The sequence below is a fragment of the Streptomyces sp. NPDC111606 genome, from assembly GCF_055656945.1.
The window spans coordinates 281,074-307,623 of sequence record NZ_JBVKBY010000005.1 but is presented as its reverse complement, the minus strand read 5'-3'; the positions used below and the strand labels follow the sequence as shown (position 1 = coordinate 307,623).

At 72.1% G+C, this 26,550-nt stretch carries 23 protein-coding genes and 1 pseudogene; 12 read left to right on the top strand and 12 right to left on the bottom strand.

Going from position 1 to position 26,550, the window contains the following annotated elements:
- Positions 1 to 371: 371 nt before the first annotated feature.
- The 4 genes and pseudogenes from ACZ7M7_RS20085 to ACZ7M7_RS20070 all read right to left on the bottom strand — a co-directional run bounded on the left by ACZ7M7_RS20085 (position 372) and on the right by ACZ7M7_RS20070 (position 4,278).
- On the bottom strand, positions 372 to 1,457 hold the full coding sequence (locus ACZ7M7_RS20085) for an NAD(P)-binding domain-containing protein (protein ID WP_472118660.1): 1,086 nt from the start codon (positions 1,455 to 1,457) through the stop codon (positions 372 to 374).
- Positions 1,458 to 1,550: 93 nt separating this feature from the next.
- The gene (locus ACZ7M7_RS20080; protein ID WP_472118657.1) at positions 1,551 to 2,573 is read right to left on the bottom strand and encodes an ABC transporter substrate-binding protein; all 1,023 of its coding nucleotides are present in this window, start codon (positions 2,571 to 2,573) and stop codon (positions 1,551 to 1,553) included.
- A 47-nt stretch (positions 2,574 to 2,620) separates the two neighbouring features.
- Positions 2,621 to 3,415: pseudogene (locus ACZ7M7_RS20075) on the bottom strand (ABC transporter ATP-binding protein).
- Positions 3,388 to 4,278, bottom strand: coding sequence for an ABC transporter permease (locus ACZ7M7_RS20070; RefSeq protein WP_472118654.1), 891 nt, complete (start codon positions 4,276 to 4,278; stop codon positions 3,388 to 3,390). Before ACZ7M7_RS20070 ends, ACZ7M7_RS20075 begins: the two are co-directional and overlap by 28 nt.
- Positions 4,279 to 4,669: 391 nt before the next feature.
- On the opposite strand from ACZ7M7_RS20070, the gene ACZ7M7_RS20065 reads away from it, so the two are divergent.
- Both ACZ7M7_RS20065 and ACZ7M7_RS20060 read left to right on the top strand, forming a co-directional pair.
- Positions 4,670 to 5,092 carry a secondary thiamine-phosphate synthase enzyme YjbQ gene (locus ACZ7M7_RS20065; protein ID WP_472118651.1) on the top strand — a complete coding sequence of 141 codons (423 nt, stop codon included), beginning with the start codon at positions 4,670 to 4,672 and terminating at the stop codon, positions 5,090 to 5,092.
- A gap of 51 nt (positions 5,093 to 5,143) precedes the next feature.
- The gene (locus ACZ7M7_RS20060; RefSeq protein WP_472118648.1) at positions 5,144 to 5,635 is read left to right on the top strand and encodes a DUF2397 family protein; all 492 of its coding nucleotides are present in this window, start codon (positions 5,144 to 5,146) and stop codon (positions 5,633 to 5,635) included.
- Positions 5,636 to 5,694: 59 nt separating this feature from the next.
- Here ACZ7M7_RS20060 and ACZ7M7_RS20055 read toward each other — a convergent pair whose 3' ends face one another.
- The 3 genes from ACZ7M7_RS20055 to ACZ7M7_RS20045 form a co-directional block, all read right to left on the bottom strand.
- A complete protein-coding gene (locus tag ACZ7M7_RS20055) occupies positions 5,695 to 6,381 on the bottom strand; it encodes an alpha/beta fold hydrolase (protein ID WP_472118645.1) in 687 nt (228 codons plus the stop codon).
- 151 nt (positions 6,382 to 6,532) lie between these two features.
- The gene (locus tag ACZ7M7_RS20050) at positions 6,533 to 7,174 is read right to left on the bottom strand and encodes an isochorismatase family protein (RefSeq protein ID WP_472118642.1); all 642 of its coding nucleotides are present in this window, start codon (positions 7,172 to 7,174) and stop codon (positions 6,533 to 6,535) included.
- Between the two features lie 84 nt (positions 7,175 to 7,258).
- Positions 7,259 to 8,527, bottom strand: coding sequence for an MFS transporter (locus ACZ7M7_RS20045; protein ID WP_472118639.1), 1,269 nt, complete (start codon positions 8,525 to 8,527; stop codon positions 7,259 to 7,261).
- 83 nt (positions 8,528 to 8,610) lie between these two features.
- Between ACZ7M7_RS20045 and ACZ7M7_RS20040 the strand changes: the two genes are divergently transcribed.
- Complete coding sequence (locus tag ACZ7M7_RS20040) at positions 8,611 to 11,268, top strand: ATP-binding protein (RefSeq protein ID WP_472118637.1); 2,658 nt, start codon at positions 8,611 to 8,613, stop codon at positions 11,266 to 11,268.
- Positions 11,269 to 11,775: 507 nt separating this feature from the next.
- Here the strand turns inward: ACZ7M7_RS20040 and ACZ7M7_RS20035 are convergent.
- A complete protein-coding gene (locus ACZ7M7_RS20035) occupies positions 11,776 to 14,367 on the bottom strand; it encodes a SpoIIE family protein phosphatase (RefSeq protein ID WP_472118634.1) in 2,592 nt (863 codons plus the stop codon).
- Positions 14,368 to 14,960: 593 nt separating this feature from the next.
- Between ACZ7M7_RS20035 and ACZ7M7_RS20030 the strand changes: the two genes are divergently transcribed.
- Both ACZ7M7_RS20030 and ACZ7M7_RS20025 read left to right on the top strand, forming a co-directional pair.
- Positions 14,961 to 15,164 carry a cold-shock protein gene (locus ACZ7M7_RS20030; protein WP_020125862.1) on the top strand — a complete coding sequence of 68 codons (204 nt, stop codon included), beginning with the start codon at positions 14,961 to 14,963 and terminating at the stop codon, positions 15,162 to 15,164.
- A 177-nt stretch (positions 15,165 to 15,341) separates the two neighbouring features.
- The gene (locus tag ACZ7M7_RS20025; protein WP_472118631.1) at positions 15,342 to 16,823 is read left to right on the top strand and encodes a DEAD/DEAH box helicase; all 1,482 of its coding nucleotides are present in this window, start codon (positions 15,342 to 15,344) and stop codon (positions 16,821 to 16,823) included.
- Between the two features lie 85 nt (positions 16,824 to 16,908).
- On the opposite strand, the gene ACZ7M7_RS20020 is transcribed toward ACZ7M7_RS20025, so the two are convergent.
- Positions 16,909 to 18,096, bottom strand: a complete 1,188-nt coding sequence (locus ACZ7M7_RS20020; protein ID WP_472118628.1) for a cytochrome P450 — start codon at positions 18,094 to 18,096, stop codon at positions 16,909 to 16,911.
- A gap of 105 nt (positions 18,097 to 18,201) precedes the next feature.
- A complete protein-coding gene (locus tag ACZ7M7_RS20015; protein WP_472118625.1) occupies positions 18,202 to 18,765 on the bottom strand; it encodes a hypothetical protein in 564 nt (187 codons plus the stop codon).
- A 347-nt stretch (positions 18,766 to 19,112) separates the two neighbouring features.
- Between ACZ7M7_RS20015 and ACZ7M7_RS20010 the strand changes: the two genes are divergently transcribed.
- Positions 19,113 to 20,345 carry a PP2C family protein-serine/threonine phosphatase gene (locus ACZ7M7_RS20010; RefSeq protein ID WP_472118622.1) on the top strand — a complete coding sequence of 411 codons (1,233 nt, stop codon included), beginning with the start codon at positions 19,113 to 19,115 and terminating at the stop codon, positions 20,343 to 20,345.
- 12 nt (positions 20,346 to 20,357) lie between these two features.
- Here ACZ7M7_RS20010 and ACZ7M7_RS20005 read toward each other — a convergent pair whose 3' ends face one another.
- Entirely contained in the window at positions 20,358 to 20,513 is a 156-nt protein-coding gene (locus ACZ7M7_RS20005) for a hypothetical protein (RefSeq protein ID WP_328429370.1), read from the bottom strand.
- A gap of 246 nt (positions 20,514 to 20,759) precedes the next feature.
- On the opposite strand from ACZ7M7_RS20005, the gene ACZ7M7_RS20000 reads away from it, so the two are divergent.
- The gene (locus ACZ7M7_RS20000; protein WP_472118619.1) at positions 20,760 to 21,170 is read left to right on the top strand and encodes a hypothetical protein; all 411 of its coding nucleotides are present in this window, start codon (positions 20,760 to 20,762) and stop codon (positions 21,168 to 21,170) included.
- Here the strand turns inward: ACZ7M7_RS20000 and ACZ7M7_RS19995 are convergent.
- Positions 21,139 to 21,627, bottom strand: a complete 489-nt coding sequence (locus tag ACZ7M7_RS19995) for a hypothetical protein (protein ID WP_472118616.1) — start codon at positions 21,625 to 21,627, stop codon at positions 21,139 to 21,141. The two genes, ACZ7M7_RS20000 and ACZ7M7_RS19995, sit on opposite strands and share 32 nt — an antisense overlap.
- 213 nt (positions 21,628 to 21,840) lie before the next feature.
- Between ACZ7M7_RS19995 and ACZ7M7_RS19990 the strand changes: the two genes are divergently transcribed.
- The 5 genes from ACZ7M7_RS19990 to ACZ7M7_RS19970 all read left to right on the top strand — a co-directional run bounded on the left by ACZ7M7_RS19990 (position 21,841) and on the right by ACZ7M7_RS19970 (position 26,476).
- Positions 21,841 to 22,440 (top strand): DUF998 domain-containing protein, encoded by a 600-nt coding sequence (locus ACZ7M7_RS19990; protein ID WP_472118613.1) that lies wholly within the window; start codon positions 21,841 to 21,843, stop codon positions 22,438 to 22,440.
- A 55-nt stretch (positions 22,441 to 22,495) separates the two neighbouring features.
- Positions 22,496 to 23,236: a DUF1775 domain-containing protein gene (locus ACZ7M7_RS19985; protein ID WP_472118610.1), complete on the top strand. Its 741-nt coding sequence runs from the start codon at positions 22,496 to 22,498 to the stop codon at positions 23,234 to 23,236.
- Between the two features lie 107 nt (positions 23,237 to 23,343).
- A complete protein-coding gene (locus ACZ7M7_RS19980; protein WP_472118607.1) occupies positions 23,344 to 23,559 on the top strand; it encodes a hypothetical protein in 216 nt (71 codons plus the stop codon).
- Positions 23,559 to 25,901, top strand: coding sequence for a heavy metal translocating P-type ATPase (locus tag ACZ7M7_RS19975; protein ID WP_472118604.1), 2,343 nt, complete (start codon positions 23,559 to 23,561; stop codon positions 25,899 to 25,901). The genes ACZ7M7_RS19980 and ACZ7M7_RS19975 overlap by 1 nt, the downstream gene beginning before the upstream one ends.
- On the top strand, positions 25,898 to 26,476 hold the full coding sequence (locus ACZ7M7_RS19970; RefSeq protein ID WP_472118601.1) for a copper chaperone PCu(A)C: 579 nt from the start codon (positions 25,898 to 25,900) through the stop codon (positions 26,474 to 26,476). The genes ACZ7M7_RS19975 and ACZ7M7_RS19970 overlap by 4 nt, the downstream gene beginning before the upstream one ends.
- Positions 26,477 to 26,550 lie beyond the last annotated feature (74 nt).

Sequence of the window (26,550 nt, the reverse complement as noted above, 5' to 3'; positions counted from 1 at the left end):
GGCCCTGGCGGAGGGTCATGCGGCGGACCGGCCCGTCGCATCATCTGTGCCGTTGGTGTGACAGCCCGGCTCCGTTCAACGTTTCGGGCGTGCGCACGCCCGTCGGAGGGTTGCCTGAAAGGCGTCACGCAGTGGGCCGGAGCGCCCGGTTCGGCAAGGGCGACTGCTGTGCCCGCCCGGCTCCCGTCGGTCCCTCGGGTGGGGGCATACGTGGTGGAACGTAGCCCCGACGGGAGCGACGCCGCGTCATCACGGGCGGACGGCTCGCCCGGTCGGCAGCGGTCAGTACCTGGGGCCGGAGCGAGGCACGCCTGTCGGAGGTTTCCCTCGCGGGACGCCGAGCGGTGGACCCGATACGCCCGCCCCACCCCTCACGCCGCCACCGACTCCTCCGCCAGCAACCGCCTGATGTCCCGTACGGCGGCGCGGCCGGCTCGGTTGGCGCCGATTGTGCTGGCGGAGGGGCCGTAGCCGACCAGGTGGATACGGGGATCGGCGACTGCGCGTGTGCCCTCCACGCGGATGCCGCCGCCCGGCTCGCGCAGGCGGAGGGGGGAAAGATGGTCGATGGCGGCCCGGAAACCGGTGGCCCACAGGATGACGTCGGCGTCCACGCGGCGCCCGTCGTCCCACTCCACGCCCTCCGGCGTGATCCGGTCGAACATGGGCTGCCGGTCCAGGGTTCCGTCCGCGAGCCCCTGCCGGATGGCGTCGTTGAGGGGCAGCCCCGTCACCGAGACGACGCTCTTCGGCGGTAGTCCCTGCCGGACCCGCTCCTCGACGAGCGCGACGGCCGCGCGGCCGAACTCCTCCGTGAAGGGGCCCTCGCGGAACACGGGCAGGCGCCGCGTGACCCACGTCGTGGCGGCCGCGTACCGGGCGATCTCCAGCAGGTGCTGGGTTCCGGAGGCGCCGCCGCCCACCACGACGACCCGCTTTCCGGTGAACTCCTGCGGCCCGGGGTAGTGGGCGGTGTGCAACTGCCGCCCCCGGAACGTCTCCTGGCCGGGATAGCGCGGCCAGAAGGGCCGGTCCCAGGTGCCGGTCGCGTTGATCAGCGCCCGCGTCGACCAGGTCCCCGCCGAGGTCTCGACGAGCAGCCGCCCGTCCGGGCCCTCGCGTACGGCACGCACGTCGACGGGCCGCCGGACGCGCAGATCGAAGGTCCGCTCGTAACGGTCGAAGTACTCGGCGATGACCTCGGACGACGGCCGCTCGGGGTCGGCGTCGGTCAGCTCCATGCCGGGCAACGCGTGCATCCCGTGGACCTTGCCGTACGTCAACGACGCCCACCGGAACTGCCAGGCACCGCCCGGGCCGGGGGAGTGGTCGAGCACGACGAAGTCGCGGTCCGGCGCGAAGCCGGTGCGCCGCAGGTGATAGGCGCTGGACAGGCCCGCCTGACCAGCGCCTATGACGACCACGTCGACGAAGTTGACCGCGTCGGCATCATTCACGCTTCTACCAACCGCATCGAGGCCGTGGATCTTCCCGAGGCCCCGGACGACGGTCCCGGACGGTCCGGGAAGGCCCCCCGGAGGCTTGGAGCCCTAGCCTTCCGAGGGGCGAGGCGCGGCAGTCGACGGCGGGAGGTCGCCGTTGAACCTCGTGTCGGTGAAGCCGCCGAAGTCGACCTTGTTCGGGATGAGCTTCAGAGCGGCGAAGGTGTCGACGATCTCCTGCTCGGAGGCGATGAGCGGCTTGTCGACGGCCACCGCGATCCGGGTGGTGTACGTCCGCTTCACCGCGGCCAGCGCCACGTCCTCGGGCAGCCCGGTGTCCTTCGCCCAGACCTTCGCCCAGTCGTCCTCGTGCGAGTACACCCACTGCTGGGCGCGCCGCAGCCGCTCCAGATAGTCCTTGACTGCGGCGGCCTTCTTCTTGTCCTGCAGCGCGCTCGGCGCCGCCACCTGGAAGGTCAGCCCGTTGGTGATGCCGTCGCCGGTGGTCAGGACACGGCCCTGCTTCGCCTTGAGCACCTGCGAGGTGTACGGGTCCCACACCGCCCACGCGTCGACCTTGCCGGAGGTGAACGCGGCCAGCGCGTCGGCGGGCTGGAGGTACTTGACCTTCACGTCGCTCAGGCTCAGCCCGGCCTTCTTGAGGGAGGCGACCAGCTGGTAGTGGGCGGAGGAACCTTGGGCCACGGCGACGGACCTGCCCTTGAGCTGCGCGGTGCCGGACAGCTTCGAGTCGTTCGGGACGAGGACGGTGTCGCCCTTGGACGTGCCGTGCCAGGCGGCCACCACCTTGATCTTCGAGCCCGCGCCCGCCGCGAAGACCGGCGGCGTGTTCCCGACACCGCCTATGTCGACGGCCCCCGCATTGACGGCTTCCAGAAGCGGCAGACCGGAGCTGAAGGTGGACCACTTGATCTTGTAGTCGAGGTTCTCCAGCTCTCCGGCGGCACGCAGGATCGCCTCCGAACCACCCTTCTGGTCATCGACGTTGAGGGTGAGCGAGCCCTGGCCGTCGGTGTCGTTCCCCGTACTGGCGGGCGAGGCCTCGCCGCAAGCCGTGAGCAGAAGCGCGAGGGGGAGGAGAAGCGCGGCAGGGACGAGACGTCGTCGCATGAGGGTTCCGTTCTCGGTGGTTCTGGGGTGGTTCTGGGGTGGTTGGTTCAGGCGGCTTCGGCGGCGGTGTCGACGCCGAGCCGCTCCAGGAGTCCGGCGCGCAGTTCCGCGAACCGGGGGTCGGTGATGTCGCGGGGCCGGTCGAGGTCGATGCGCTGTTCGTGCGCGATCACCCCGTCGTCCATCACGAGGACGCGGTCGGCGAGGAGCACGGCCTCCTCCACGTCGTGCGTGACGAGCAGCACCGCGCAGCCGCGCCGCTGCCACAACTCACCGACCAGGCGCTGGGCCTTGATCCGGGTGAGCGCGTCGAGCGCACCGAACGGCTCGTCGAGCAGCAACAGATCCGGCTCGCGGACCAACGCCCGTGCGAGGGAGGCCCGTTGGGCCTCGCCCCCGGAGAGGGTCTTGGGCCAGGCGTTCGTACGGTGGTCCAGGCCGACTTCCTTGAGCGCCTGCTCGGCGACGGCACGACCGGGCTTGCCCCGCAGGCCGAGCAGCACGTTGCGTCACACCTTCTTCCAGGGCATCAGCCGCGGCGCCTGGAAGGCGACGGCCTTGCGGCGCGGGACCAGGACGGTGCCCTCGATGTCGCGGTCGAGGCCGGCGAGGATGCGCAACAAGGTGGACTTGCCGCAGCCGCTGCGGCCGAGGAGCGCGACGAACTCGCCCGGACGGACGTCCAGTTGGAGTCGGTCGATGACGGCACGCCCGTCGAAGGAGCGGGTCAGCCCCTCGACGTGCACGGCCTGGGGGGTCGGCGTCGCGGCCTGCACGGCCTGAGTGGTCGGTACGGCCCCGGTGGCCTTGGGGTTCACCGGCCGGTGAACGTCGGTCGCCATTGCAGCAGCAGCCTTTCGAGGGAGCGGACGATGAAGTCGGCGATCAGGCCGAGGAAGGCGTAGACGATCAGGCAGGCCACGATCACGTCGGTCCGCAGGAAGTCCCGTGCCTGCACCATGAGGAACCCGATTCCGGAGTCGGCGTTGACCTGCTCGGCGAAGACGAGGGCGAGCCAGGCGATGCCGAGCGAGTAGCGCAGGCCGGTCAGGGCGCCCGGCAGCGCGCCGGGCAGTACGACGTGCCGCACCAGCCCCCACCTGGACAGCCCGAGGGACTCGCCGGCCTCGATCAACTGGGCGTCCACGCCGCGGATTCCGGCGTACACGTTGAGGTAGAGCGGGAACGTCACGCCGAGCGTGATGATGGCAACCTTCGGCGCCTCGCCGATGCCGAACCAGATGATGAACAGCGGGATGAGCCCGACGAAGGGCACGGTCCGCAGCATCTGCACGGGCGCGTCGACGAGGTCCTCACCGATCCGGAACAGCCCGGACAACAGGGCGAGTCCGGTGCCGACGACCGTGCCGAGGAGCAGCCCGAGCGCGACGCGCTGCAGTGAGGTGCCCATGGCGGAGGGCAGCGAGCCGTCGGCGATCAGATCACCTCCGACCTGCGCGATGCGACCGGGCGAGGCGAGCACGGCCGCAGTCAGCGCACCGGTGCTGCTGAGGAGTTGCCACAGGGCGAGCAGCAGCAGTGGTCCGGTGGTGCGACGCAGCCAGCGAGGCACGCGGGTGCGGCGGGAGGAGGTGGGGACGAGGGGGATGAGGTCGGGGGAGGGGCCCTCAGTGAAGCCGGATGGGTCGGCGATATCCGAAATGTCGGATTCCAGTGAGTCGGGCGGGGCATGACTGATGCTCATGAATGCTCCACAGGAGGAGAGCGGCAGGTGATGAGACGCGCCGTGCCGCGGGCCCGCCGCGCCGGATTGTCGATCAGGGCATCAGGCGTGCGGGCAGGGGTGTGCAGGCGCGAGGAACGCGGGGGGAGAACGCGGGGAAGGGAGGAAAGGGCGTCAGCAGCCGCGGCGACACGCGGCGGAGGCCACCCGCAGCAGGGCGATGTGACCGCGCGTGGTGAGCAGGGCTGAACGCAACATGCCGCCGAAATTAGCCAGATGGCGCCGTGACGGTCAACGGTGTCCCGCGAAGTGGACCTGGTGTGTCACGACTCGGTCGTCCCTCGGCCGGCACTCAGCCGCCAGGCACGTGTCCGCGCGCGTGAACTCCGGTGGATGGGCGAGGATGGAGAACATGTCAGACGCCTTCACCACCCGAGTTCTGAACGTCGCCTCCGGCTCCTCGGAGCGGGTCGTGGATGTCACCCGCGAATGCGAGGCCTTCCTGCGCGAGGTGGCCGCGGGCCGCGACGGCCTGCTGAACGTCTTCGTGCCGCACGCCACGGCGGGCATCGCGATCATCGAGACGGGTGCCGGCAGCGACGACGACCTCTTGACCGTCCTGCACACCCTGCTCCCCGCCGACGACCGCTGGCAGCACCGCCACGGCAGTCCCGGCCACGGCCGCGACCACGTCCTCCCGGCCATCGTCCCGCCGCATGCGACGCTGCCGGTGCTCGACGGGCGGCTGGAGCTCGGGACGTGGCAGTCGGTGTGCCTCGTGGACACCAACAAGGACAACCCCGAGCGCAAGGTGCGACTTTCGTTCCTCGGGTAGCGGCTACTGCGGAACTGGGACTGTAGGCGGGATATCCGGCCGCACCAACTGATGGTCCTGTGCGCGTCTCTCGCGTGGGGGCTGCGCATCCGTCGGCATGCGGCGGGACTCGGCCTGTCCTCCACTGCGGATCAGGACGGCGTGACAGCCAGGTCGTTTGGTTGCCGCCGGTGGGAGCGGCACCTGGGGGAGAATGGCCGACGACGACCGTCACCGCCTCCGCCCGCTCCGACCAGCCCGGATCCTGAACCGGCGGGCTTCGGCCCCTTCGCTCACCTGACCGTGCGGAACACCCCGCTCTACCGCCAGGTGATGCGGGTGTTTCTCGCGGCCAAGGAGCGGTTCGCGGTCCATCCGCGTCCCGAGGACGTGCACGCCGCGCTGCCGGCGGACATCCGCACCTCCGAGCCGGAGACCGTTGCCGGCGCGCTTGACAATCTCGTTCCAGCGGCCGAGGAGGAGCCCGATCCGGCCAAGACGCACCTGGCGCTCGACGCGCTTTCGGCCCAGGGGCGCGGCCGGGCCCGGGCGGCCGCGTGGTAGTCGTCGATGACCGGTTCCCGGAACGGACCCGCGCGATCCGGGCCTGCGGTGGCAGACCCTCAGCCGGCAAACTCCTGCACGATGCGGGTGAACAGCTGTGGCTGTTGCGGGTTCCAGATGTGCCCGGCGCCGGCGATCAGCCGCAGCTCGGCTTCGGGTAGTCCCGCGGCGAGTTCCTTGGCGAAGGGGATGTTGGCCCGATCCTTCCCTCCGCACAGCACCAGCACCGGCGCCTTGACCTCTGCCAGCCGCGGCCGCAGATCCAATCGTCCCAACTCCCGCAGTCCCGCGAGGAGATCACGCTTGCCGAGCCGGCGCAGATCCTCCCCTGCCTGCTGCCGGTATGCCTCCTTCCCTCCGGCGTACATCGGTGTCAGGGCCCGGACCAGCAGGCTCTGAGGCAGCAGCCCCAGCAGGAGCCGCTGCACCGCCGCTCCTGCCCCGCCCGCATGTGCCGCCCCGCCGGAGAGAACCAGGCCCGCGACCTTCCCCGGCTCGGCCAGCGCGGCCAGCAGGGCCACGCTCACCCCGCCGGAAACGGCCACGAGATACGCGGGTTCCTCAGCCTCCGCCAGCACCTGCCGCACGGTGGCAACGGCCCGGTCCAGGGTCAGCGGCCCGGGGGCGGAGCCGTGCCCGGGGAGATCGGGAGTGTGGATGCGGTGGTGCTCGCCGAGGGCGGCGGCCTGGGCCTGGAAGGCGCGACCGCTGGAACCGAAGGCGTGGACGAAGATCAACGTAGGCATGGCTCGACCTCAGTTCTCAGAACTGGACATGGGGGCCGCGCCGCTCACGCGACACCGCCGCGGGGCTCAGGTGTGTCTCGGGCCGGCACCCGCTGAATCGGGGCATCCGGCCGGGGCCGCCGCGGGCCACGCCCGCGGCGGCGGGTCCGGGTCAGTCGGCGCGGGGCCCCAGGGCTGCCGCCAGCTGGCTTACCAGGGTGGCGAAGGGCATGTCGAGCGCGCCATAGACCTCGCCGGCGAGCGGGTCCGCGTTGTCGGCGAGGATCTGGACCATCAGCGAGGAGTAGTCGGTGACGACCACGCCGGCCTGCTGCAGGCGCAGCAGGCCCGTCTCGCGCTTGGTGGCCCAGAAGGTACCCGAGGCGTCGACGGCGACGTAGGCGTCGTACCCGGCGGCATTGGCGGACAGCGCGGGGAACGCGGCGCACACCTCCAGCGAGACGCCGGCGATGACGAGCTTGGCGCGGCCCGTGGCCTCGACCGCTTCGCGGACGCGCTCGTCGTCCCAGGCGTTGACGGTGCTGCGATCGATGACCTTGTGGCCGGCGGGCAGGGCCGCGGCCAGTTCGGGGATCAGCGGGCCCCATATGCTGTTCGCCGCGGTGGTGGTGGCGACGATGGGCAACTGCAGGACGGCCGCTGCTCGGGCGAGGCCGGTCACGTTGTGTTTGAGGTCCTGCACGGTGATGTCGCGCACCCCGGTGAACAGGCCGACTTGGTGGTCGACCAGCAGGACGGCGGTGTTGTCACGGGTCGGCGGCTCGTCGTATCGGGTGTCGGTGCTCGTGGGCATGGGCGTTCCTCTCGGCTGCTCGTGACGTCGGGTGTGTGGCGTAGGAAGTGGTCCTGAGGGGGGGAGCCCGGGCGGCTCGGCGGCTCACGCGGCGATGGTCGAAGGGCATGTGTCCTCCCGGGGTGGCGTGGTGCGCCGCTGCGCGAGGCCGACCGCGAGGCGCGTCAGGACGGACAGGAGCAGGAAGTGGAGGCCGGCGAGCGCCCAGCCCGTGGTGCCGAGCGCGACGACCGCGGTCGCCATCGCCGGGCCGACGAGGTCGGACAGTGAGCGCCCCAGGCCGTAGACGCCCTGGTAGTCGCCGGCGGCCCGGGGATCCGCCAGGGCGTAGCCGAAGTTCCAGGCGGCTGCCGCCGTCCACATCTCGCCGCAGGTGAGCACCGCCGTTGCCAGCACCAGTGTGGCGGCAGCGAGCCACGGGGGGAGTCCGGCGCCCGTGCCGAAGAGCAGGCAGCCCAGCATCAGCCCGATGCCGCCGCGGGTGTTGACGCCAACGGCCCCGCGGGTCGTGTCCGTGCCGCGGGCGGCGGACACCTGCAGGCAGACCACTAGCACGGAGTTGGCCGTCAGCAGCAGGGAGGCGGTCGTGCGTGGGGCCTCGGTGTGGCCGATCACCCACAGCGGTGCGGCGATGGTCAGCAGCTGGTTGTGGACGGTGGTCAGGCCGGTCAGGACGGAGACGGACAGGTAGGGCAGGTCGCGCAGCGCGCCGAGGCGCAGCGCCGGGCGGGGGGTGCGCGGCCGCGGGACGCCGGGCAGCAGCCAGGCGAACAGCGCGGAGCAGGCAGTCACCAGGGCGCTCGCCGCGATGAACCAGAGGTACACCGAGCGCGTGCCCGCCTGGAGGGGGATCGCCATGGCCAGCACACCGATCGCGAAGCCCAGATTGTGCACGGCGCTCAACTGGGCCCGGGAGCGCACCAGGCTCTCCGGGTCCAGCACCTGCTGGATCAGCGTAGCCTCGGCGACCCGGGTCGACGACAGGCACACCGCGGTCGAGATGCCGGCCAGCAGGAACGCGGGGAGGGAGTGGACGAGCGCGTAGGAGCAGAAGACCCCGGCGGCGGCGAGGGGCAGGCATATCAGGACCCGCCGGGCGCCGATGCGGTCCACCAGCCGGCCGGCCGGCACGGCGGCGATGAGCCCGAAGACGCTCGCGACCGACATGCCGAGGCCGACCTCTTTGCCGCTGAGCCCGCCGCAGTGGACGAAGAACACGGCGACCGTAGGCAGGATGCCGCCCAGGCCCACCGCCCGGGCGAGGACGCCCCCCGCCAGCAGCCGGTGGGGACCGCGCGGCGGGAGCAACTGCTTGCCCGCCGCGGCGATTTCCTTGATCCTGTGTGCCGTCATGACGCAGAAGCTAGAACGGGCACGTCACGGGGCGAATCCGTAGCGCTTCAGTAGAGCCTACGTAGGCCGGAACGGGGATCGCTGTGCTGTACGGGCGGGAGGACGAGGTGGCCGAACTCGTGGGCTTCACCGACCAGGTGCGGGGCGGCACGAGTGCGGCCCTGGTGCTGCGCGGTGAGGCGGGGATCGGCAAGAGCAGTCTGCTGGCGCACCTGGAGCAGAGGGCGCAGGGCATGACGGTGCTGCGGGCCGTCGGCGTGGAGCCGGAGTCCGATCTGGCCTTCGCCGCGCTGCTGCAGCTGCTGCGCCCTGTCGCGCACCACATCGATACGCTTCCCGAGCCCCAGGCGCAGGCGCTTCAGGCGGCGTTGGGGCACGGCGGCAGCTGGCAGGGGGATCGTTTCCTCACCGGTCTCGCCGTGCTGTCCCTGCTGGCCGAGGCGGCGGCGGAGCGCCCCCTGCTCTGCCTGCTGGACGACGCCCACTGGATGGACGAGCCATCGGTGCAGGCGCTGCTCTTCGCGGCCCGCCGGCTGGCCGCGGAGGGCGTGGCCATGGTGTTCGCCGCGCGCGACGAGGGGTTCGACGCCCCGGGGCTGCGCGAGCTGCGGCCCGGGCACCTGGGCCGCGCGGAGGCCGGGATGCTGCTCGATGCCCTCGGCGTGGCCCCGGCTCGGCGGCAGCGGATCATCGAAGAGGCGGGCGGAAACCCTCTGGCGCTCACCGAGTTCGCGGCCGGCGACGACACCGCCTTCGCGCCGGTCGTGCCGCTCGCCGCCCCCGACCGGGTGCTCGCTTCCTTCCGCAGCAGGATCTCGGCGCTGCCCGAGCGCACCCGGACGATGCTGCTGATCGCCGCGGCGGACCCGCAGGCTCATCTCGCCCAACTGCTGGCGGCCGCACAGCGGCTGCACGTCGGGCCCGGGGACCTGACGGATGCGGAGAGCCTGCGGCTGATCGAGGTCGCAGGGGACTCGGTCCGCTTCCGGCACCCGCTGATCCGCTCCGCGGTGTACCAGGGCGCACCGCTGGCGAGCAGGGTCGCCGTGCACCGGGCACTGGCGGATACCGCTCCGACGGCGGACGGCGGCGCCCTGCACCGGGCGGCGGCGGCGCTGGGGCCGGACGAGGCGGTGGCGACCGCCGTCGAAGCGGTGGGCGCCCGCGCCCGCGCCCGGGGCGGCTTCGCGGCGGCGGCGAACCTCTACCGCCAGGCCGCCCGGCTGACGCCGGCGCCGACCGCCCGCGCACCACGCCTGACCTCGGCGGCTTGGTCCGCCCACCGGGCGGGGATGGCGGCCCTGGCTGACGAACTCGCGGAGGAGGCAGGCCACCAGGCCGCCGCAGGCCCCGAGGACCGGGCCGGCCGGGCGGAGGCGGCCCATATCCGCGCCCTGGCCCTCTTCGAGCAGGACCAGGCCTCCGAGGCCATCAGGCTGCTGATCGATGCAGCCCCGGAAGCGCCCGCGCAGGGCGCGCAGATGATGCGGAGCGCCGCGTTCTACGCCTGGCACAGCAATGACCTGGACATGCTGCACCACTGTGCCGCCGTGCTGGCCCGGCAGCGCGAACGGCATCCGGTCGAGCGGGCGGTACAGGGCCTGGACCGGGTGGCGACCGGCGACTTCGCGCTGGGTCTGCCCCTGCTGTCCGGCCTGTTGGACGAGGCGGACCGGGCGGATGAGGACAGCCGAAGCCACGCCATCACCGGCGGTCTGCTGCTGGGCGACGACACCCGTCTGCGCCGGGTGACCGAGGCCGAGACGGCGCGATGCCGGCAGCAGGGCGTCGTCGGACGGTTGCCCTTCCTGCTGAGCGTGCTCGGCCGCCTGCACGTGTACGCCGGGGAGCATCGGGAGGCTCTGGCCACCGTCGCGGAGGCGAAGGCGCTCGCCGACGCCGCGGGCCTGCACAAGCGGCTGACCCAGCTGAACCACGTCGTCGCCCGCATCGCGGCGATCGAGGGCGACGAAATCCGCGTACGCGCGCTCGCCCGGCCAGGCCCGGCCGTCGACGGCAGCCACGGCTTGGCGGCCCTGATCCTCCTCGACCTCGGCCTCGGCCGTTACGAGGAGGTGCTCCGCAGGATCCACGAGGCCGAACGCCAGGGCTCCTGGCACTCCATGGCGCTCATCCTCGCCTGCACGGACGCGGCCGAGGCGGCCGTCCGGCTGGGCGACGAAGACCGGGCCGAGCAGGCCGCGCAGCGGTTCGCCTCCTGGGCGACGGCGAGCGGACGGCCCTGGGCCCGGGCCACCGCGCTGCGTATCGAGGCCCTGCTCACCCAGAACCTGACCCTCTTCGAGCGGGCCGTACAGGCGCATCACGATGACGCCTCACACGGCGGCAGACCCTTCGAGCAGGCCCGCACTCAGCTTGTCTACGGGGAGGCGCTGCGCCGCACCCGGCGCAGCGCCCAGGCGGCGGTGCAACTGCGCGCCGCCGCCGCGACCTTCGACCGTCTCGGCGCCACTCCCTGGGCCGAGCGAGCCCGCGGCGAACTGCGGGCCACCGGCACCGACCCGGCCGCGGCGCAGGCCGCCGCCTCCGCACCCGCGATCGCCCTCACCCCGCAAGAGCTTCAGGTCGTCCGGCTCGCCGCCACCGGCATGCCCAGTCGCGAGATCGCCGCTCAGCTGTTCCTGAGCCCCCGCACCGTGGAGTACCACCTCTACAAGGCGTATCCCAAACTGGGCGTGACCTCACGAAAGGAACTGGCGAAGCTGGACCTGCACGGCTGAGGACGGCCGGAGAGCCGGTCTGGGGTTGTCCTTGCGGAGGTTGGCGGACACGAACACCAGTAACACGGACCGTCGGGCCCGGTTGAGCTTCCTTGGATCAGGCGTTGCATCGGTGAGACTGTAGAGGCGAAGTCCGGCCGCACCTAACGATCCGCAGAGCGCCGTTGAAGGCGAGGAGCATGGCGCCCACACCGGTGACGAAGCCGGCGGAACACCGCCCCACCACGGCCCCGGCCGGCAGCCCGGCCGTCCTGGCCTGCGGCGGCGTCCAGCGAGCAGAGCACCAGGCGGCCACCGTGCCCGAGCTGCTGTCCCCGCAGCGCCGGCAGACCGTCGACGAGTTCAACCGAGCCTTCTCCGGCCGTCGGCCAGCGGATATGTGGCCCCCTTCCACATCACTACGGCCGCCGACAGGACAGTGCCAGGACCTGGGACCCGTCGAGTTACCAGGGGGGCGTACCGGAAGATCTGGGCAGGGGACAGCGGGGTTCGGAGAGCCTTGCTGCCTCACGGCGGCGGGCCGGAGCCGGCGTGTGCGGACGCCGGCTTTGTCGCCGTCTGCGGTGGCGGGGCGTACTCGGTGAGCAGGAGGGCGATGTCGTCCGCCCTGTCGGCGGAACGGCGGGCGTTCCGCAGCAGCGCGTCGGCCAGATCCTCCAGGCGGCCCCCGCCCATGCGGGCCAGTGACGCCCGGAGCCGGTCGATGTCGGAATCGATGTCCGAGTCACGCCTCTCGATCAGTCCGTCCGTGTACAGGGCCAGGACCGACCCGGGTACGAGGCGCAGCTCCGACTCCGGAAAGTGTGCCGCTGTGTCGATGCCGAGCAGAGGGCCGCCGGGCACATCCAGGACTTCGGCCCGGCCGTCGGGCAGGCGCAGCAAGGGCAGGGGGTGGCCGGCACGGACGATGCGCACGACCCCCGAGCGAGGACGGAGGCGGGCGTAGCAGCAGCTTGCGAGGAGCGTCGGGTCGAGGTCCATGTGGAGCCGGTTGGTGTTGGCGACGACGTCGCTCGGCCGGTGGCCGGCGGTGGCGAAGGCCCGTACCGCGCTTCGCAGCTGGCCCATGGCGGCCGCGGCGGCGACGTTGTGCCCCTCGACGTCCCCGACGATCAGCGCGACCTCGTCGCCGGTGGGGATGACGTCGTACCAGTCGCCGCCGATGTCCATCCCTCGGGTGCCCGGAAGATAGCGCCCGGTGACATCAAGGCCCGGCAGTGTGGGCAGCCGGTGCGGCAGCAGCGCGTTCTGCAGGCCGCGGGCGAGGGCGAATTCGGCGTCGTAGAGCCTGGCGCGTTCCAGGGCTTGGGCGATCAGGCCGCCCAGTGCGGTGAGGACGCCGCGCTCCTCGTCGGGAAATCGGTGGACGTCGTTGAAGCCGAGCAGGCAGACGCCGACCGGGCGGTTCGAGGCGATCAAGGGCAGGAACGCCCAGGAGTTGGACTGACTGACCATGATCCCGGGGTACGTCTCGAGAAGTTCCTCACGGGACTCGACGAACAGCGGGGCCCCGGAGGTCAGCGCGTCCGTCACGGGCAGCCGGGCATGCAGCGGAGTGCCTTCGAACCGGGCGAGGAAGCGCTTCGAGTAGCCGCGCTGATCGAGCAGGCGCAGGCGCCGCTCCTCCACCACGGCGATCGCCAGCTTCTGACCGCCGAAAGCGGGCAGCAGCTGCTCGGCGACGGCCTCGAACACCTCGTGCGCGGTGACCGCCTCGGTGAGCGCGCTGCCCAGCGTGAGCACCCGGTAGAGGGAACCCACGCGCGGGGCCGCGGGCGGAGACGACCAGGAGGCGGGCGGCCCCCCTTCCGCGAGGGTTGCCCCGGGCCCGGTGTCGGCCGGTACCGGCTGTCGCACGGGTGCCGCCCACCCCGTCATGCCCTGAGCGCCCGGGTGGAGGGAGAAGACCAGCCATGTGGCCGGTGGGCGGCGGACCAGGAAGGAGACCGGTTGCTGGGAGATCAGGGCGGCCCGGTAGCGGTCCTCGTACACGGGATCGGCCAGCCAGGGCAGGACGTCCCAGGGGCGTCGGCCGAGCAGTTCGTCCTGGCGGACCCGCAGCAGATCCTCCATGCTGTGGTTGGCGTAGGCGACGCGTCCGTCGGGCGAGAGTGCGAAGAAGCCGTCCGCGAGCCGCTCGATCGCCGCCACGGCGGCCATGCGGCTCCCGGAGTCGAGTACGGCGCCGACCAGATGGGCCGAGGCCTGAGGGTCGTCAGGGCTCTCGGGCACCCTGCCCCACAGCTCGACGGTGTGGTGGCCTCCGCGGCCGTCCCGGACGCGCAGGCAGTGTGCCAGTACGTGGCGTTCCTGGACCGCGGCACGGGCGGCGGACCGGAAGCCGGGCAGATCCGCGGGCTCGATCATGGCCGCCAGGGTTGCCGCCCGTCCGTCGAACTCGCGGGGCGGCATTCCGAAGATCGCGCACAGCTCGTCGTCGGCCGTGAGGGCTCCGGTGCCGAGATTCCAGTCGAACAGACCCACCCGGATCACCGGAGTGGATGGCAGCGGGACCACTACCGGAGCCGTCCGTTCGTCGTACTCACCGAGCGCGCCGCGGGCCCGCAGTCCGGCGAGGGTGGTGCCCAGCCGGTCGGCGGCGGAGCGCAGCTTCCGGCGCTGCGCCCTCGACAGCCCTGTCCCGTCCGGCCTGGCCGTCCACACCACGGCCATGGTGCCGAACGTCCGCTCGCCCGCCCGTACGGGGACCGATGCAGAACCGAACGGGTAGGGCAGGGCGACCGAGAGCTGCGGGAAGCGCCGCATCGTCTCCTCCGCGCCGGCCAGATGGACCATGCGCCCGGAGCGGTACGCCTCCGCCACTGGCAGACCGCTGTTCACCGGGATCCGACGCCACCCGCTGAGCAGGGAGGGCGGCGACCCGCACGACGCGGCCACCACGAGCGAGCGGTGGTCGCCGGAGAGCAGAAACACGCTTCCGGTATGCGCTCCGGTCAGCTCCACGGCACCGACGATGGCACTGACCAGCGCGTCGTCGCGCTCGGGCGCTTCGCCGACACTTGCGGCGCCGAACGGGTACAAGTTCGATGCCACACCGTTGGCCGACACGTTGCCCTCGATCGTCGGTGGATAGTTCATTCCATTTTAGGACGGTCCATAGCTCCCCGGGGACTGGTGCCGGGCCGGGAAAGCCCTCCGGCACCCACGTACCGAGCGGCAAGCGCCTACGTTTCCGCTTGGCCGGCCGGAGCAGGGGCCCACCCAGTCGGGATCGACCTGTCGGAGAAGCCGCCCGCCACGGCTCGAGCGATGCAGGCGGATTCTGAGGGCCCCGGCACCCACCCGAAAGGACCGCGAAACGCTTGCTGACCTGGCGTTTTTCATGCTTCCGCGTCATGTGGCGTGGTGCCGATGACGTATCCGGAGGAGATTCCGCGCTCGGGTACCTTGGCGGTTGTCTTAACGGAGTTCGGCGGACACCAACCGGGACAACCCGAACCGGCAGGTGCGACTGAGCTTCCTCGGTTAGGTGCCCGGCGCGGCGCCGGGGGATTCCAGAGGTGCGATTTGCTTTCCTCGGGTAATGCCGGGTGCGCGTGCCGTGCTAAACTTGAGTAGAGTTGCAGTTGTAGTTCCCGAAACTTCAGGTGCTTATCCGGACGGGGCTTATTCGGCACCGCAGGGGTTCGCACGGCGTAGTCCCCGGGTACTGCCCCCAAAGGAGAAATGACATGGCTACCGGCACCGTCAAGTGGTTCAATTCGGAAAAGGGCTTCGGCTTCATCGAGCAGGACGGCGGCGGCCCGGACGTCTTCGCCCACTACTCGAACATCGCCACCCAGGGCTTCCGTGAGCTCCAGGAGGGCCAGAAGGTGAACTTCGACGTCACGCAGGGCCAGAAGGGCCCGCAGGCGGAGAACATCACTCCCGCCTGACGTCGAAACGTGTGAGAGGGCTGAGGCCACGCCTTGCGGTGCGGCCTCAGCTTCATTTTTCCGGCATTCCGCCGGAATTCTTTTCTTTAGATGTGCATCCGGCTCGTTCTTGCAATTTATCCGGCTCATTTCCTTTCGGGTATTTCTCGGTGCGCGCCCTTTCCAGGAAGGTTCTCCTTGAGCCGTTCAGCCAGCACGAACGACCGTTTCCGGCCACGGGGTCAGCGCCGCCCCGGCGGCAGTACCGGCGGCACCGGGCGCCGTTCCTCCACGCCACAGGGGGAGTTCGCGCTGCCGGTCACCGTCACCCCGGCCCTCCCCGCCGCAGCGACGTTCGGCGAACTGGACATGCCCGTCGAGCTGCTGGAGATGCTCAGCAGCCGTGGCCTGAACGAGCCGTTCCCGATCCAGGCCACCACGCTGCCGAACTCCCTCGCAGGTCGCGATGTGCTGGGTCGCGCGCGCACCGGGTCGGGCAAGACGCTCGCCTTCGGCCTGGCCCTTCTCGTGCGCACGGCCGGCCGGCGTGCCGAGTCGCGGAAGCCGCTGGCCCTGATCCTCGCCCCCACGCGCGAGCTGGCCCAGCAGGTCACCGATGAGCTCGCTCCGTACGCCCGGTTGCTGAAGCTGCGGCTGGCCACGGTGGTCGGCGGCATGTCGATCGGCAGGCAGGCCGGCGCACTGCGGGCCGGGGCCGAGGTGGTCGTCGCGACTCCCGGCCGCCTCGCGGATCTCATCGAGCGCAAGGACTGCCGCCTGGACCGAGTGGACATCACCGTCCTGGACGAGGCCGACCAGATGGCGGACATGGGATTCATGCCGCAGGTCACCGCACTGCTGGACCAGGTACGTCCCGACGGCCAGCGCATGCTGTTCTCGGCCACGCTGGACCGCAACATCGACCTCCTGGTCCGTCGTTACCTCGATGACCCGGTGGTCCACTCGGTCGACCCGTCGGCCGGCGCGGTCACCACGATGGAGCACCACGTGCTCCAGGTGCACGGCGCCGACAAGTACGCCACCGCCACCGAGATCGCTGCCCGCGACGGGCGCGTGATCATGTTCCTGGACACCAAGCATGCCGTCGACCAGTTCACCAAGCACCTGCTGAGCAGCGGGGTGAGGGCCGCGGCCCTGCACGGCGGCAAGTCGCAGCCCCAGCGCACCCGCACCCTGGCGCAGTTCAAGACCGGTGATGTCACGACGCTGGTGGCCACCAACGTCGCGGCCCGGGGCATCCATGTCGACGACCTCGATCTCGTCGTCAACGTCGATCCGCCCGGCGACCACAAGGACTACCTGCACCGCGGCGGCCGAACCGCACGTGCGGGTGAGTCCGGCAGGGTCGTCACACTGGTCCTGCCCAATCAGCGCCGTGACATGGCCCGTCTCATGTCCGACGCGGGCATCAGGCCGCAGGTCACGCAGGTCCGCTCCGGCGAGGCCGAGCTGAGCCGCATCACCGGTGCCCAGGCTCCCTCCGACGTCCCCGTCGCCGGCAGTGGGCCGGTCGCGGAGCGGTCCAAGCGCGGCGGTGCCCCCTTCCGCGGTATGGGAACCCGTCCGGGGCGAGCCGGTGGTGGCGAGTCCCGCCGGTCTGCCGAGGCCCGCCAGATCGCCGAAGCCCGCAAGGCCGCCCGGGTCCGTCGCGGCGCATAGGTGAGCAACGGCGCGAGCAGCGGCGCCTCGTGCAACCGCACGTACTGATCGCCACGTAGGCAAACGGAGTGGCCCCGGCGCCGAGTCAGTGCTGCGCGGGCACCTCCCAGCGGACGCGCAGCGCCGGGGGCTTCCGGAAGACCAGGCCCTTGGCCGCGGTGGACGAGGCAGGATCGAGCCGCAGACCGGGGAGGCGGTCGAGCAGCGCGAGGAGGCAGGTACGGGTCTCCAGACGGGCGAGGTGGGCGCCCAGGCAGAAGTGCGGGCCGTGCGCGAAGGCCAGCTGCAGGCGGGAGTTGTCCCGCCGCAGGTCGAAACGGTCGGGGTCCTGGAATACCTCGGGGTCGCGGTTCGCGCCGGCGAGCGAGACGACCACCAGATCACCTCGCCGCACGTCGGCCCCGCCGATCGTCACGTCGGCGGTGGCGTAGCGGTCCACGACCGCCGCCGCGGGTTCCAGGCGGAGCGATTCCTCGATCGCCGCGTCGACCATGGACGGATCGGCGCGCACCAGGGCGAGTTGATCAGGGTGTGCCAACAAGTGCAGTACGACGTTGGCGATCATGCCCTCGGTCGTCTCGATACCGCCGAACATCAGCACCGCGGCGTTGGCGACCACCTCCGGCAGCGTCAGGCGCTCGCTCCCGGCCGCCGCGACGAGCAGCGAAGCACCGCTTCCTGCCACGACCGTCGCCTCGACGCTTGCCCGCAACTGGTCGAACGCCACCGCCCCCGCGGGGCCCGCCGACACCCCGGCGGTGATGTCGGAGACCGCGCTCACGATGGCGTCGTACCAGGACAGCACCGCCTCGGCGTCCGCGTCGACCAAGCCCAGCGACTCGGCGACGACGGCGACGGCCAGGGGCCCGGCCACCTCCCGGCGCAGTTCGGCGCTGCCACGCGGCCTGATCCTCTCCACCAGCCGGGCGGCTTCCTGCTCCACGAACCCGGTGAAGCGGTCGCGCACATCCTGCGTGCGGAACGGGTCGGTGAAGGGGGCGCGGTGCCGTTTGTGCTCGGCGCCCTCCAGGGAGAGCATGCTCGGACCGACCACCTGGGCGGTGGAGAAGCGGGGGTCGTCGACCGTGAAGGTCGCCGCGTCGCGCATCACGCGCAGTGCGAGATCACGCCGGGTCACCAGCCAGCCGCCCAGCACGGGAACCCACGAAACCGGCTCGTGGGCCCGCAGCAGGGCCAGCCGGGGATGAGGGTGGTCCTCCAGCTCCGTGAGCCTGGCCGCGGAGCCGAGCGGAAACCGGCGCGCTGTCACCATGGAAGCTGCCCTCTGTTCCGGTTCCTGGAATTCCGGCCTCCCCGGAGCCCACTCAGAGAGTATGCGTTCCCGGCCGCGGGTCCGGGACTGCCCCAAGAGTCCCGCTCACGCGCGTAGGCGTGTCCCTGTCGCGCGCTGCCGCATCAGCTGCGGCCTGTTCTCCTCCGCGGCGTCCGGTGCGGTCTCGCCGTGTGCGGAGGCGGGCGTACAGAGCCCCTGTCTGCGGGACAGCTCGGCCGCGCAGCGCTGCAGGGCCACCTCCAGGACCTCCGGCATGTTCAGGGTGCCGGTGCCGTCCGGCGGGACGAGCCAGCGCAGCGAGCCCCAGCGGCAGTGCGGGGCGGGAGCGGTGATCCAGGTGCCCGCTCCGATGAGGCGCACGCCGGTGCCGATCCAGACGGTCTGCGGCTCCGGGGGCAGCAGGAAGCCCACGTGACGTCGTCGGGTGTCCAGCAGGCAGGGACCGCGGTCGAGCAGGGGCAGCTCGTCCAGAAGGTCGGCGACGCGCAGCCCGAGGTCCTCCGGCACGATCAGCACGTCCCAGAACCGTCCGGCGGCCAGGAGCGTGACGCCGGTGCTGCCGTTCTGCCACTCCTGTTTGCAGGCGCCGGGGTCCTCCGATGCCGCAGCCAGCCACTCCATTGACCTCGTCCACTCCGTGAGTGCCATGTAAAGCCTCCTTGAGGTGCGCAGACGGCCGAGAGGTGGAGGCCTCAGTGCACCGGGTGCCCGGGGTCGCGGCCATACGCCGGGGGCTCAATTCCCCGTATGGGGCGAGCGCCCGCGCATCAAACAGGCAGATATATGCGGTGCGTGCGCCCCTGCGTCCGCCAGCTGCCACCAGTCGCCGCCGGGTCACCACCCGTGCGCCGCCCGTGCCCCCGTTACGCAGGGCGAATCCCTGTCGGGCGAGTGGTGAGCGCTCGGCAACCTGTGCGTCACCTGTGTAGGTTTGTCACTCTTTTAGAGTGTTTGGTGTGGTGCGCTGGTTCCAGACATTTCACAGACCGGCGACGGTGGAGCCCGTCGCGTCCCCCGGCGTACCCGAGCAGGACCTCGGCATACCGTCCCGGCTGACCGAGCTGCGCACGTCTGTGGAGCGGATCGGCACCACGCTGGAAGAGGACGTCACGTACGCCGAGCTGACCCGTGAGGCGGCCGCGCAGACGGGCGGTACGGCGGCGGTCCTACGGCGCGGGAGCGAAGCCGGTGGAGGGTACGCGGCCGTCCACGGCGACCCGGCGGTGCTGCCCGACATCCGGTGGGCCATGGCGGCGGTGAGGGAGGCGGCACGGCACGCGACCGGCCCGGGCGGTGGCTCGGCGGCATCTCTGTCGTCGTCCGACGGTGCCCGTCCCGTGCTCGTCGTCCCCCTGGTCGCCGACGGGGTCCGTTACGGCGTGCTGGTCTGCGCCCGCGACCGGGCACCGTTCACCCGGACAGAGGCGGAGTTCCTCGCCCTCCTCACCGAACGCGCCGCGTCCCACATCCGGCACGCTCGGGAGCACGAGCGGGTCAAGGGCATCGTCGGCAAGCTCCAGCGGGCCCTGCTCGCCGAACCCGGACGGCCGCACCCGAACCTGGACGTCGCCATCCGGTACATGCCGGTCGGGCAGAGCACTCTGGTCGGCGGGGACTGGTGCGAGACCGTCCGCCTGCACTTCGGCCGGACGCTGCTCGTCGTCGGCGACGTCATGGGGCACGGCCTGGAGGCGGCCGTGGACATGACCGCCTACCGCTCCGCCCTGCGCTACATCGCCTCCGCCGACCTGCCGCCGCACCGCGTGCTGCGCCAGCTCGACGACATCGCCTCCGCGGAGCCGGAGCGCCGGCCGGCCACGTGTCTGATCGCGCGCCTCGACCCCAACCGGGGCCAGGTGACGCTGGCCAGCGCCGGCCATCTGCCCCCGGCCGTGATCGACGGGGAAGGGCGCACCTCACTGCTGCCGGTGCCGGTCGGCCCGCCCCTGGGCACGGGCCTCGGCGGCTACGAGCCGGCCACCTATAAGCTCTCCCCGGCTCAGACCCTGCTGCTGTTCACCGACGGGCTCGTCGAGCATCGCGGCGAGGACATCGACCACTCCCTGGACCGGCTGGCGGGCGTCGGCTTCGATTCCGCCGTCGGCGTCGAGGACGTTCTCGACACCGTGCTCGCCCGCCTTGACGCGGCGAATGCCGAGGACGATGTCGCCGTACTGGCCGCCCAGCTGCACGGGCGCTCCCCGCTCCCCGGCGAGGCGCAGGGCTGAGCCGTCCCGCCCTCACCAGTCGTCGCCGTCGTACTGGGCGCCCGAGACGTACGGGTCATGCCGTCGCCCCGCCGATCCTGACGGCTGTGCCGTCGGCGGCAGGCCCGCCTCGTGCAGTGCGGCGCACCACGGGCAGTCGGAGGTGTCGTCGCTGTCGTTCCGGTCCATGCAAGCGGCTCCTGTCTCGATCGAGGCGAACGGTGTCCGGCGCTGCCGGAGGGTCTGGGGCGGCGGAGGGTGGAGGATGGCGGACGGTAGGGGATGGCGGCGGACTGCCGGGGCGGCGTCGGACGGTGTGGGCTCGGCGCATGCCGCGAAGCCATGGCTCCATCCGGGGGACGGGCCCTCACTCGACTGGGTGGTAGCGGGCGCGGCAGGCGTACCACCGGCGCACGCCTCGGCGTTGGCCCCGGCATGGACAGCACTGAGGCGGCGCGGCGTTTCCTCGGAGGCGACGCCGCACCCGTGTCGTACGTCGTACCGGTCACCGGCGTCCGGGGCCAGCCGTCGATCTACGCGGCGCTGGTCGCGGAGTGGCAGGCCAACGGTCGAGCCGTGCCCCGGCGTCATGCCCCACGGTGGGACTCCCTGGCCACGGCCTACGGCCAGGAACAGGCCGTCACCTCCTGGACGGTAGGCCGGTTCACCGGCCTGGCCCGGGCAGCCGGCGCGGAACCGGCGGGTGAGCGGCACGTCGACGTCGAGGCGGCCGACCGCGTACCGGCCGTCGTCGTTCCCCGGGGCCTGCCCGGACCGGTGGGGTTGTGGGAGTGGAGCGGGAGCAACGGGCGCGTCAGCGTGGCCGCCCCGCGTACGGACGACTGACGCGCGCCGGGCCGCCGCCTGCCCGGCCGGCCTCGCGCAGCGCCGGCCCCACGACGTCGGGGTCGTAGAGGGTGCCGGTCCCATCGGGTGGCAGGAGCCACTCCAGGCGCCATCCGGCGCGCAGGTACGGCGGCGGTACGGCGACCCATGACCCCTTGCCGACATGGCGCACGCCCGGCCCGACCCACTCGGCTGCCGGATCGGGCGGGAGGAAGAAGCCGACCCTGCGCGCCCCGCAGTTCACCAGCACGGGGCCGGACGCCCGGGGCTGCGCCCGTCCGAGCAGATCCAGGGCGCTCAGCCCGAGGTGTTCGGGGACGCTCAGCACGTCCCAGAGGCGTCCGGCCTCCAGCAGCACCGCATCCGCACCGTCGTCCCACTGCCGCACGCACGCCCGAGGATCCGCGGCGGCCGCGGCCAGCCACTCGACGGCCTGCTTCCCCATGGTGCGCTGCATGTCTGTCCAACCCCCAGCACTCGCCGACCCTGCCGGCGCGGGCAGGGCCCCTCATGCTGGTGGATATTTCTATGCGCCGGAAGGGGTGGCGCGGGCTGGCGTTTGCGGTCGTTTCGTTCGAAAGTCGCAGGTCAGTTCGCTTCCGAGGTCGTGTGGTGCCCGTCTTCTGCGTGTGCGCGGCGGCGAACCGACAGGGCGTTCTACGGTGTTCTGATGCGACTTGTCCCGAGATGGGCCCTGCTGTCATCGGGGTGTGCGCCGGTCGTGCTGATCGCGGGCTGGACGATCGCGGCGCTGCTCGAAGGGCCCCGCTACGACCCCGCCACCCAGACCATCAGCGTCCTGGCGGCCTATGGCGCCGCGGGGTTCTGGGTGATGACCGGAGCCCTGGCCGCCCTGGGCGTCTGCCATTTCGTCACCGCCTGGGGACTGCGGCCGGCCGCGCTGCCCGGGCGGGTTGCGCTGGGCGCCGGTGGCCTGGCGGCGGTGGTGGTGGCGATGATCCCGCCGCCGAGCAGTGGGGGATCACTGCGCCACGGTGCGGCCGTCGGGGTCGGCTTCGCCCTCCTGGCGCTGTGGCCCGTACTGGCCGCCGATCACCACATCGCCGCACCGTGGGCACTGCGGCCGGTGCCCGCTCTCACGGCGACCGCACTGATGCTCGTCAGTGCGGCCTGGTTCATGATCGAGATGTATCAGGACGGTCCCGCAGGCGTCGCCGAGCGCCTTGTGACGGCCATTCAGTCCCTGTGGCCCTTCGTGGTCGTCGCCTCCTGCCTCCGCCACCCTGCCGATGAGGGCCCCTCGCGCTGAGGCGTCCCCTGCGCTTGAATGCAGCGACCACATCACCGGTACGAGGGAGTCGCACGTGCCCCGCCCCACCCTGCTGACCCGCCGCCTGCGCCGCACCGGCGCCCTGACCGCGGTCGCGTTCGCGGTCTCCGTAACCTTCGCGGGACCGGCCGCGGCGCACACCGAGGTGGAGGCGGAGGGCGCCCGGGCGCTCGACCAGAACGTCGCCCTGACCTTCACCGCGGAGTCGGAGTCCGCCTCCGCCGGGATCAGCAAGCTCGAGGTGATCCTTCCCGAGGGCATAGTCCCGGCCGACATCACCTTCAAGGAGGGCCCCAAGGGCTGGGAGTTCGCCCCCACCAGCCGGGGCTACACCGTCTCCGGGGCCGAACTCGGGGTCGGCGAGGACGCCGAGTACGTCGTCACCGTACGGCAGTTGCCCGACGCCGAGTCGCTGGTCTTCAAGACCTTGCAGAGCTACAGCGACGGCAAGGTGGACCGCTGGATCGAGCTGGAGGAGGAGAGCGGCGGCGACGGCCACGGGCACGGCCACCCCGCGCCCCACCTGGAACTGAAGGCAGCCGCACCCGGCGCGAAGGTCGTCAGCCCCACACCCGCTGAGGAGCCGACGACCGAGGAGCCGGCGACGCCCACGCCCTCGACCGCACCTTCGTCCCCGTCGGCGCAGGCCGCGGCCGACGACACGGAAGGCGACGACGGCATGCCCGTGGCCCTGCCGATCGGCATCGGCGCGGCCGTCGTCGTGCTCGGCGCCGGGGCGTGGTGGTTGAGGAGCCGTCGCGGTGGAGCTTCCTGAGCCGGCGGCCGCCGAGACATCCGTATGAGGTGAACCACCGGAGGGCCGGGAACTCCCTGCCCTCCGGGCCCGACTCCTGAAGCGGAACGCACCTCAGGAGGCCGGTGATGAAAGAACCACGCAAGCTTGTGCCACCACCCGCCCTCTGCGGGTTTCTGCTGCTGCTCGCCCTGATCTTCACGGTGTCGTACGCCGTCGGAGCCGCCACCGGGCCCGTCGCACCCGGCATGCACCGTTCCGGGACGAGCGGCAACGGTGGCAGCACGGACTCCGAGGACATGGACATGGGGGACATGGACATGCGGCACGGGAGCGGCGGCTGATGGCCACCGAACCGGCACCCCCGATGACCACCACGGACCTCACCGTCGGCGGGATGACCTGCGCGGCCTGCGTGCGACGGGTGGAGAAGAAGCTCGCCAAGCTGGAGGGCGTGACCGCCACGGTCAATCTGGCCACCGGGCGCGCCCGCGTGAGCCATCCGCCGGACGTCCGCCCCGAGGAACTCGTGGCGACCGTCGAACAGGCCGGATACGCGGCCGCGTTGCCCGAACCGCCGAGGAGCCGGGAGCGTCGGGACGAGGAGGGGCGCCGGGGCGAGCAGGAGCCCGAGGGGTCCGAGGATGTCCGGCAGGAGCGTGACCGGCTGCTGATCACCGCGCTGCTCGCCGTGCCGGTGCTCGTTCTGTCGATGGTGCCCGCCTGGCAGTTCCGCAACTGGCAGTGGCTCTGCTTCGTCCTGTCCGCGCCGGTCGCCGTGTGGAGCGCCTGGCCGTTCCATGTGCGGGCGCTGCGCGGCCTGCGGCACTCGACGGCGACCATGGACACGCTGGTGTCCCTGGGAGTCGTGGCGTCCTTCTCCTGGTCGGCCTACGCCCTGTTCCTCGGTGGGGCGGGCGCGCCGGGGATGCGGATGCCGTTCAGCCTGCTTCCCTCCGCCTCGGACGGCGTCGCGCACGTGTACCTCGAAGCGGCCGTCGGCGTCCCGCTGTTCGTGCTGGCCGGCCGGTTCCTGGAGGCGCGGGCGCGCCACGGCACCGGCGCGGCACTGCGCTCACTCGCCCGGCTCGCCGCCAAGGAAGTGTCGGTACGCGAGGACGACGGCGCCGAACGCCTCATCACCATCGAGGAGTTGACGCTCGGGCAGGTCTTCGTCGTACGTCCCGGCGAGCGGGTCGCCACCGACGGGGACGTGGTGGAGGGCAACTCCGCCGTGGACCTGTCGCTCGTCACCGGGGAGAGCGAGCCCGTCGAGGTCGGGCCCGGCTCGACGGTGGTGGGCGGCGCCGTCAACGCGGGCGGTCTGCTGCTGGTACGGGCCGGTGCTGTGGGCGCGGACACGCAACTCGCCCGCATCACCCGGCTGGTGACCGAGGCGCAGGCCGGCAAGGCCCGGGCGCAGCGACTGGCCGACGCCGTGGCCGGGGTGTTCGTGCCCATGGTGCTGGCGCTGGCCGCCACCGTGCTCGGGTTCTGGCTAGGCGCCGGGGCCGACCCGCAGGCGGCGATCACCGCGTGCGTGGCCGTCCTGGTCGTGGCCTGCCCCTGCGCGCTGGGCCTGGCGACCCCGACCGCGCTGATGGCCGCCACCGGACGTGGCGCGCAGCTCGGCGTCCTGGTCCGGGGCCCGCAGGCCCTCGAGGGGCTCCGGCACGTCGACACCGTCGTCCTCGACAAGACCGGCACCCTGACCTCCGGGCACATGAGCGTCACCCGCGTCACGACCGTGCCCGACGGGCTCGGCAAGGACGCCGTGCTGCGGTTGGCCGGTGCGGTGGAGCAGGGCTCGGAACACCCGCTGGGCCGCGCGATCGTCGCGTACGCGCGCAGGACCCTCACCGAGCCGGGGCCGCTGCCCGAGGTGCGCGACTTCCGTGCGGAGGCGGGCCGGGGCGTGCGCGGCCGGGTCGAGGGCCGGCTGGTCGAAGTCCTCGCGCCGGACGACGAGATGCCCGCGGCACTGGCTCAGGCGCTCCCGGCGGCGGAGGCAGCCGCGCACACGCCCGTGTTCGTCCGCGTCGACGGGGCGACGGAGGCGCTGATCGAGATCGGGGATGTCGTACGTCCCGGCAGCTACCGTGCCGTGGACCGGCTGCGGCGGCTCGGCGTGCACCCGGTCCTCGCCACCGGCGACCGCGAGGCACCGGCGAGGGCGGTCGCGTCCGCCCTCGGCATCGAGGAGGTGCACGCGCGCCGCACACCCGAGGACAAGGCAGACCTCGTACGGGAGTTGAGGGCACAGGGCCGCCGGGTCGCGGTCGTCGGCGACGGCGTCAACGACGCGGCGGCGCTGGCCGGTGCCGACCTCGGCATCGCGATGGGCACGGGCACGGACGTCGCGATCGGGGCCGCCGACGTGACCCTGGTGCGCGGTGACATCGAGGCCCTCGGGGACGCGGTCCGGCTCGCCCGGCGCACCCTGGGCACGATCCGCGCCAACCTGCTGTGGGCCTTCGGCTACAACCTGGTGACCGTGCCGCTCGCCATGGTCGGTCTGCTCAACCCGATGGTCGCAGCGGTGGCCATGTCGGTGAGCTCACTGCTCGTGGTGGGCAACAGCCTGCGGCTACGGGCCTGGCAGCCGGCGCCGACGCCGGCCCGGGCCGGCGCGCGGGGCGGAGACCGGGACCCCAAGCCCGTCAGCACAGGAGGTCGTACCCGATGAGCGTGCCCACGGCCCGACGAGCGGCCGAGCCGACGACCGAACGGACGACGGGGCGGACGACCGGCCCCCGAGCCTGGCGCCCGACCCGTCGCCGGATCACCGACAGCCTGCTCGCCGCGCTCGCTCCCGTCGCGGCGTGCTGTGTCGCCCTGGCCGGCCTGACCACCTGGGTGGGCTCCGGCAACGCGGGCAGCCCGGCGCGGATCGCGGTCACCGACGGGCGGGTCTTCCTGCCGTACGGCGACGTCCGCGACACCGCCGCGTTCTTCCGGATCACCAACTCCGGCGGCGCGGACGACCGGCTGCTGAAGGTGACGTCGTCCGCTGTCGACGGTGACCTGGCGCTCAGCCGGCACCGCATGACCGACGGCCGGATGGCGTATGCGGAGACGGTCGACTCGGCCCGGGTGCCGGCGGGCGGTGGCCTCGCCATGTCGCCGTACGGCCTGGACGTGACGCTGCGAGTCGGCTCGGGGTGGCAGACGGGCACCTATGTGCCGTTCACGCTCCACTTCGAGCACGGCGGCCGGATCGAGGTGCAGGCGGTGGTGATCCGCCCGGGCGAGCAGCGGTGAGGGCTGCTCCACAACTCCGGACGTCCCCAGAAATGCCGCACTTCCAACTGTCGGTCGGAGAGCACGCCCAGTTC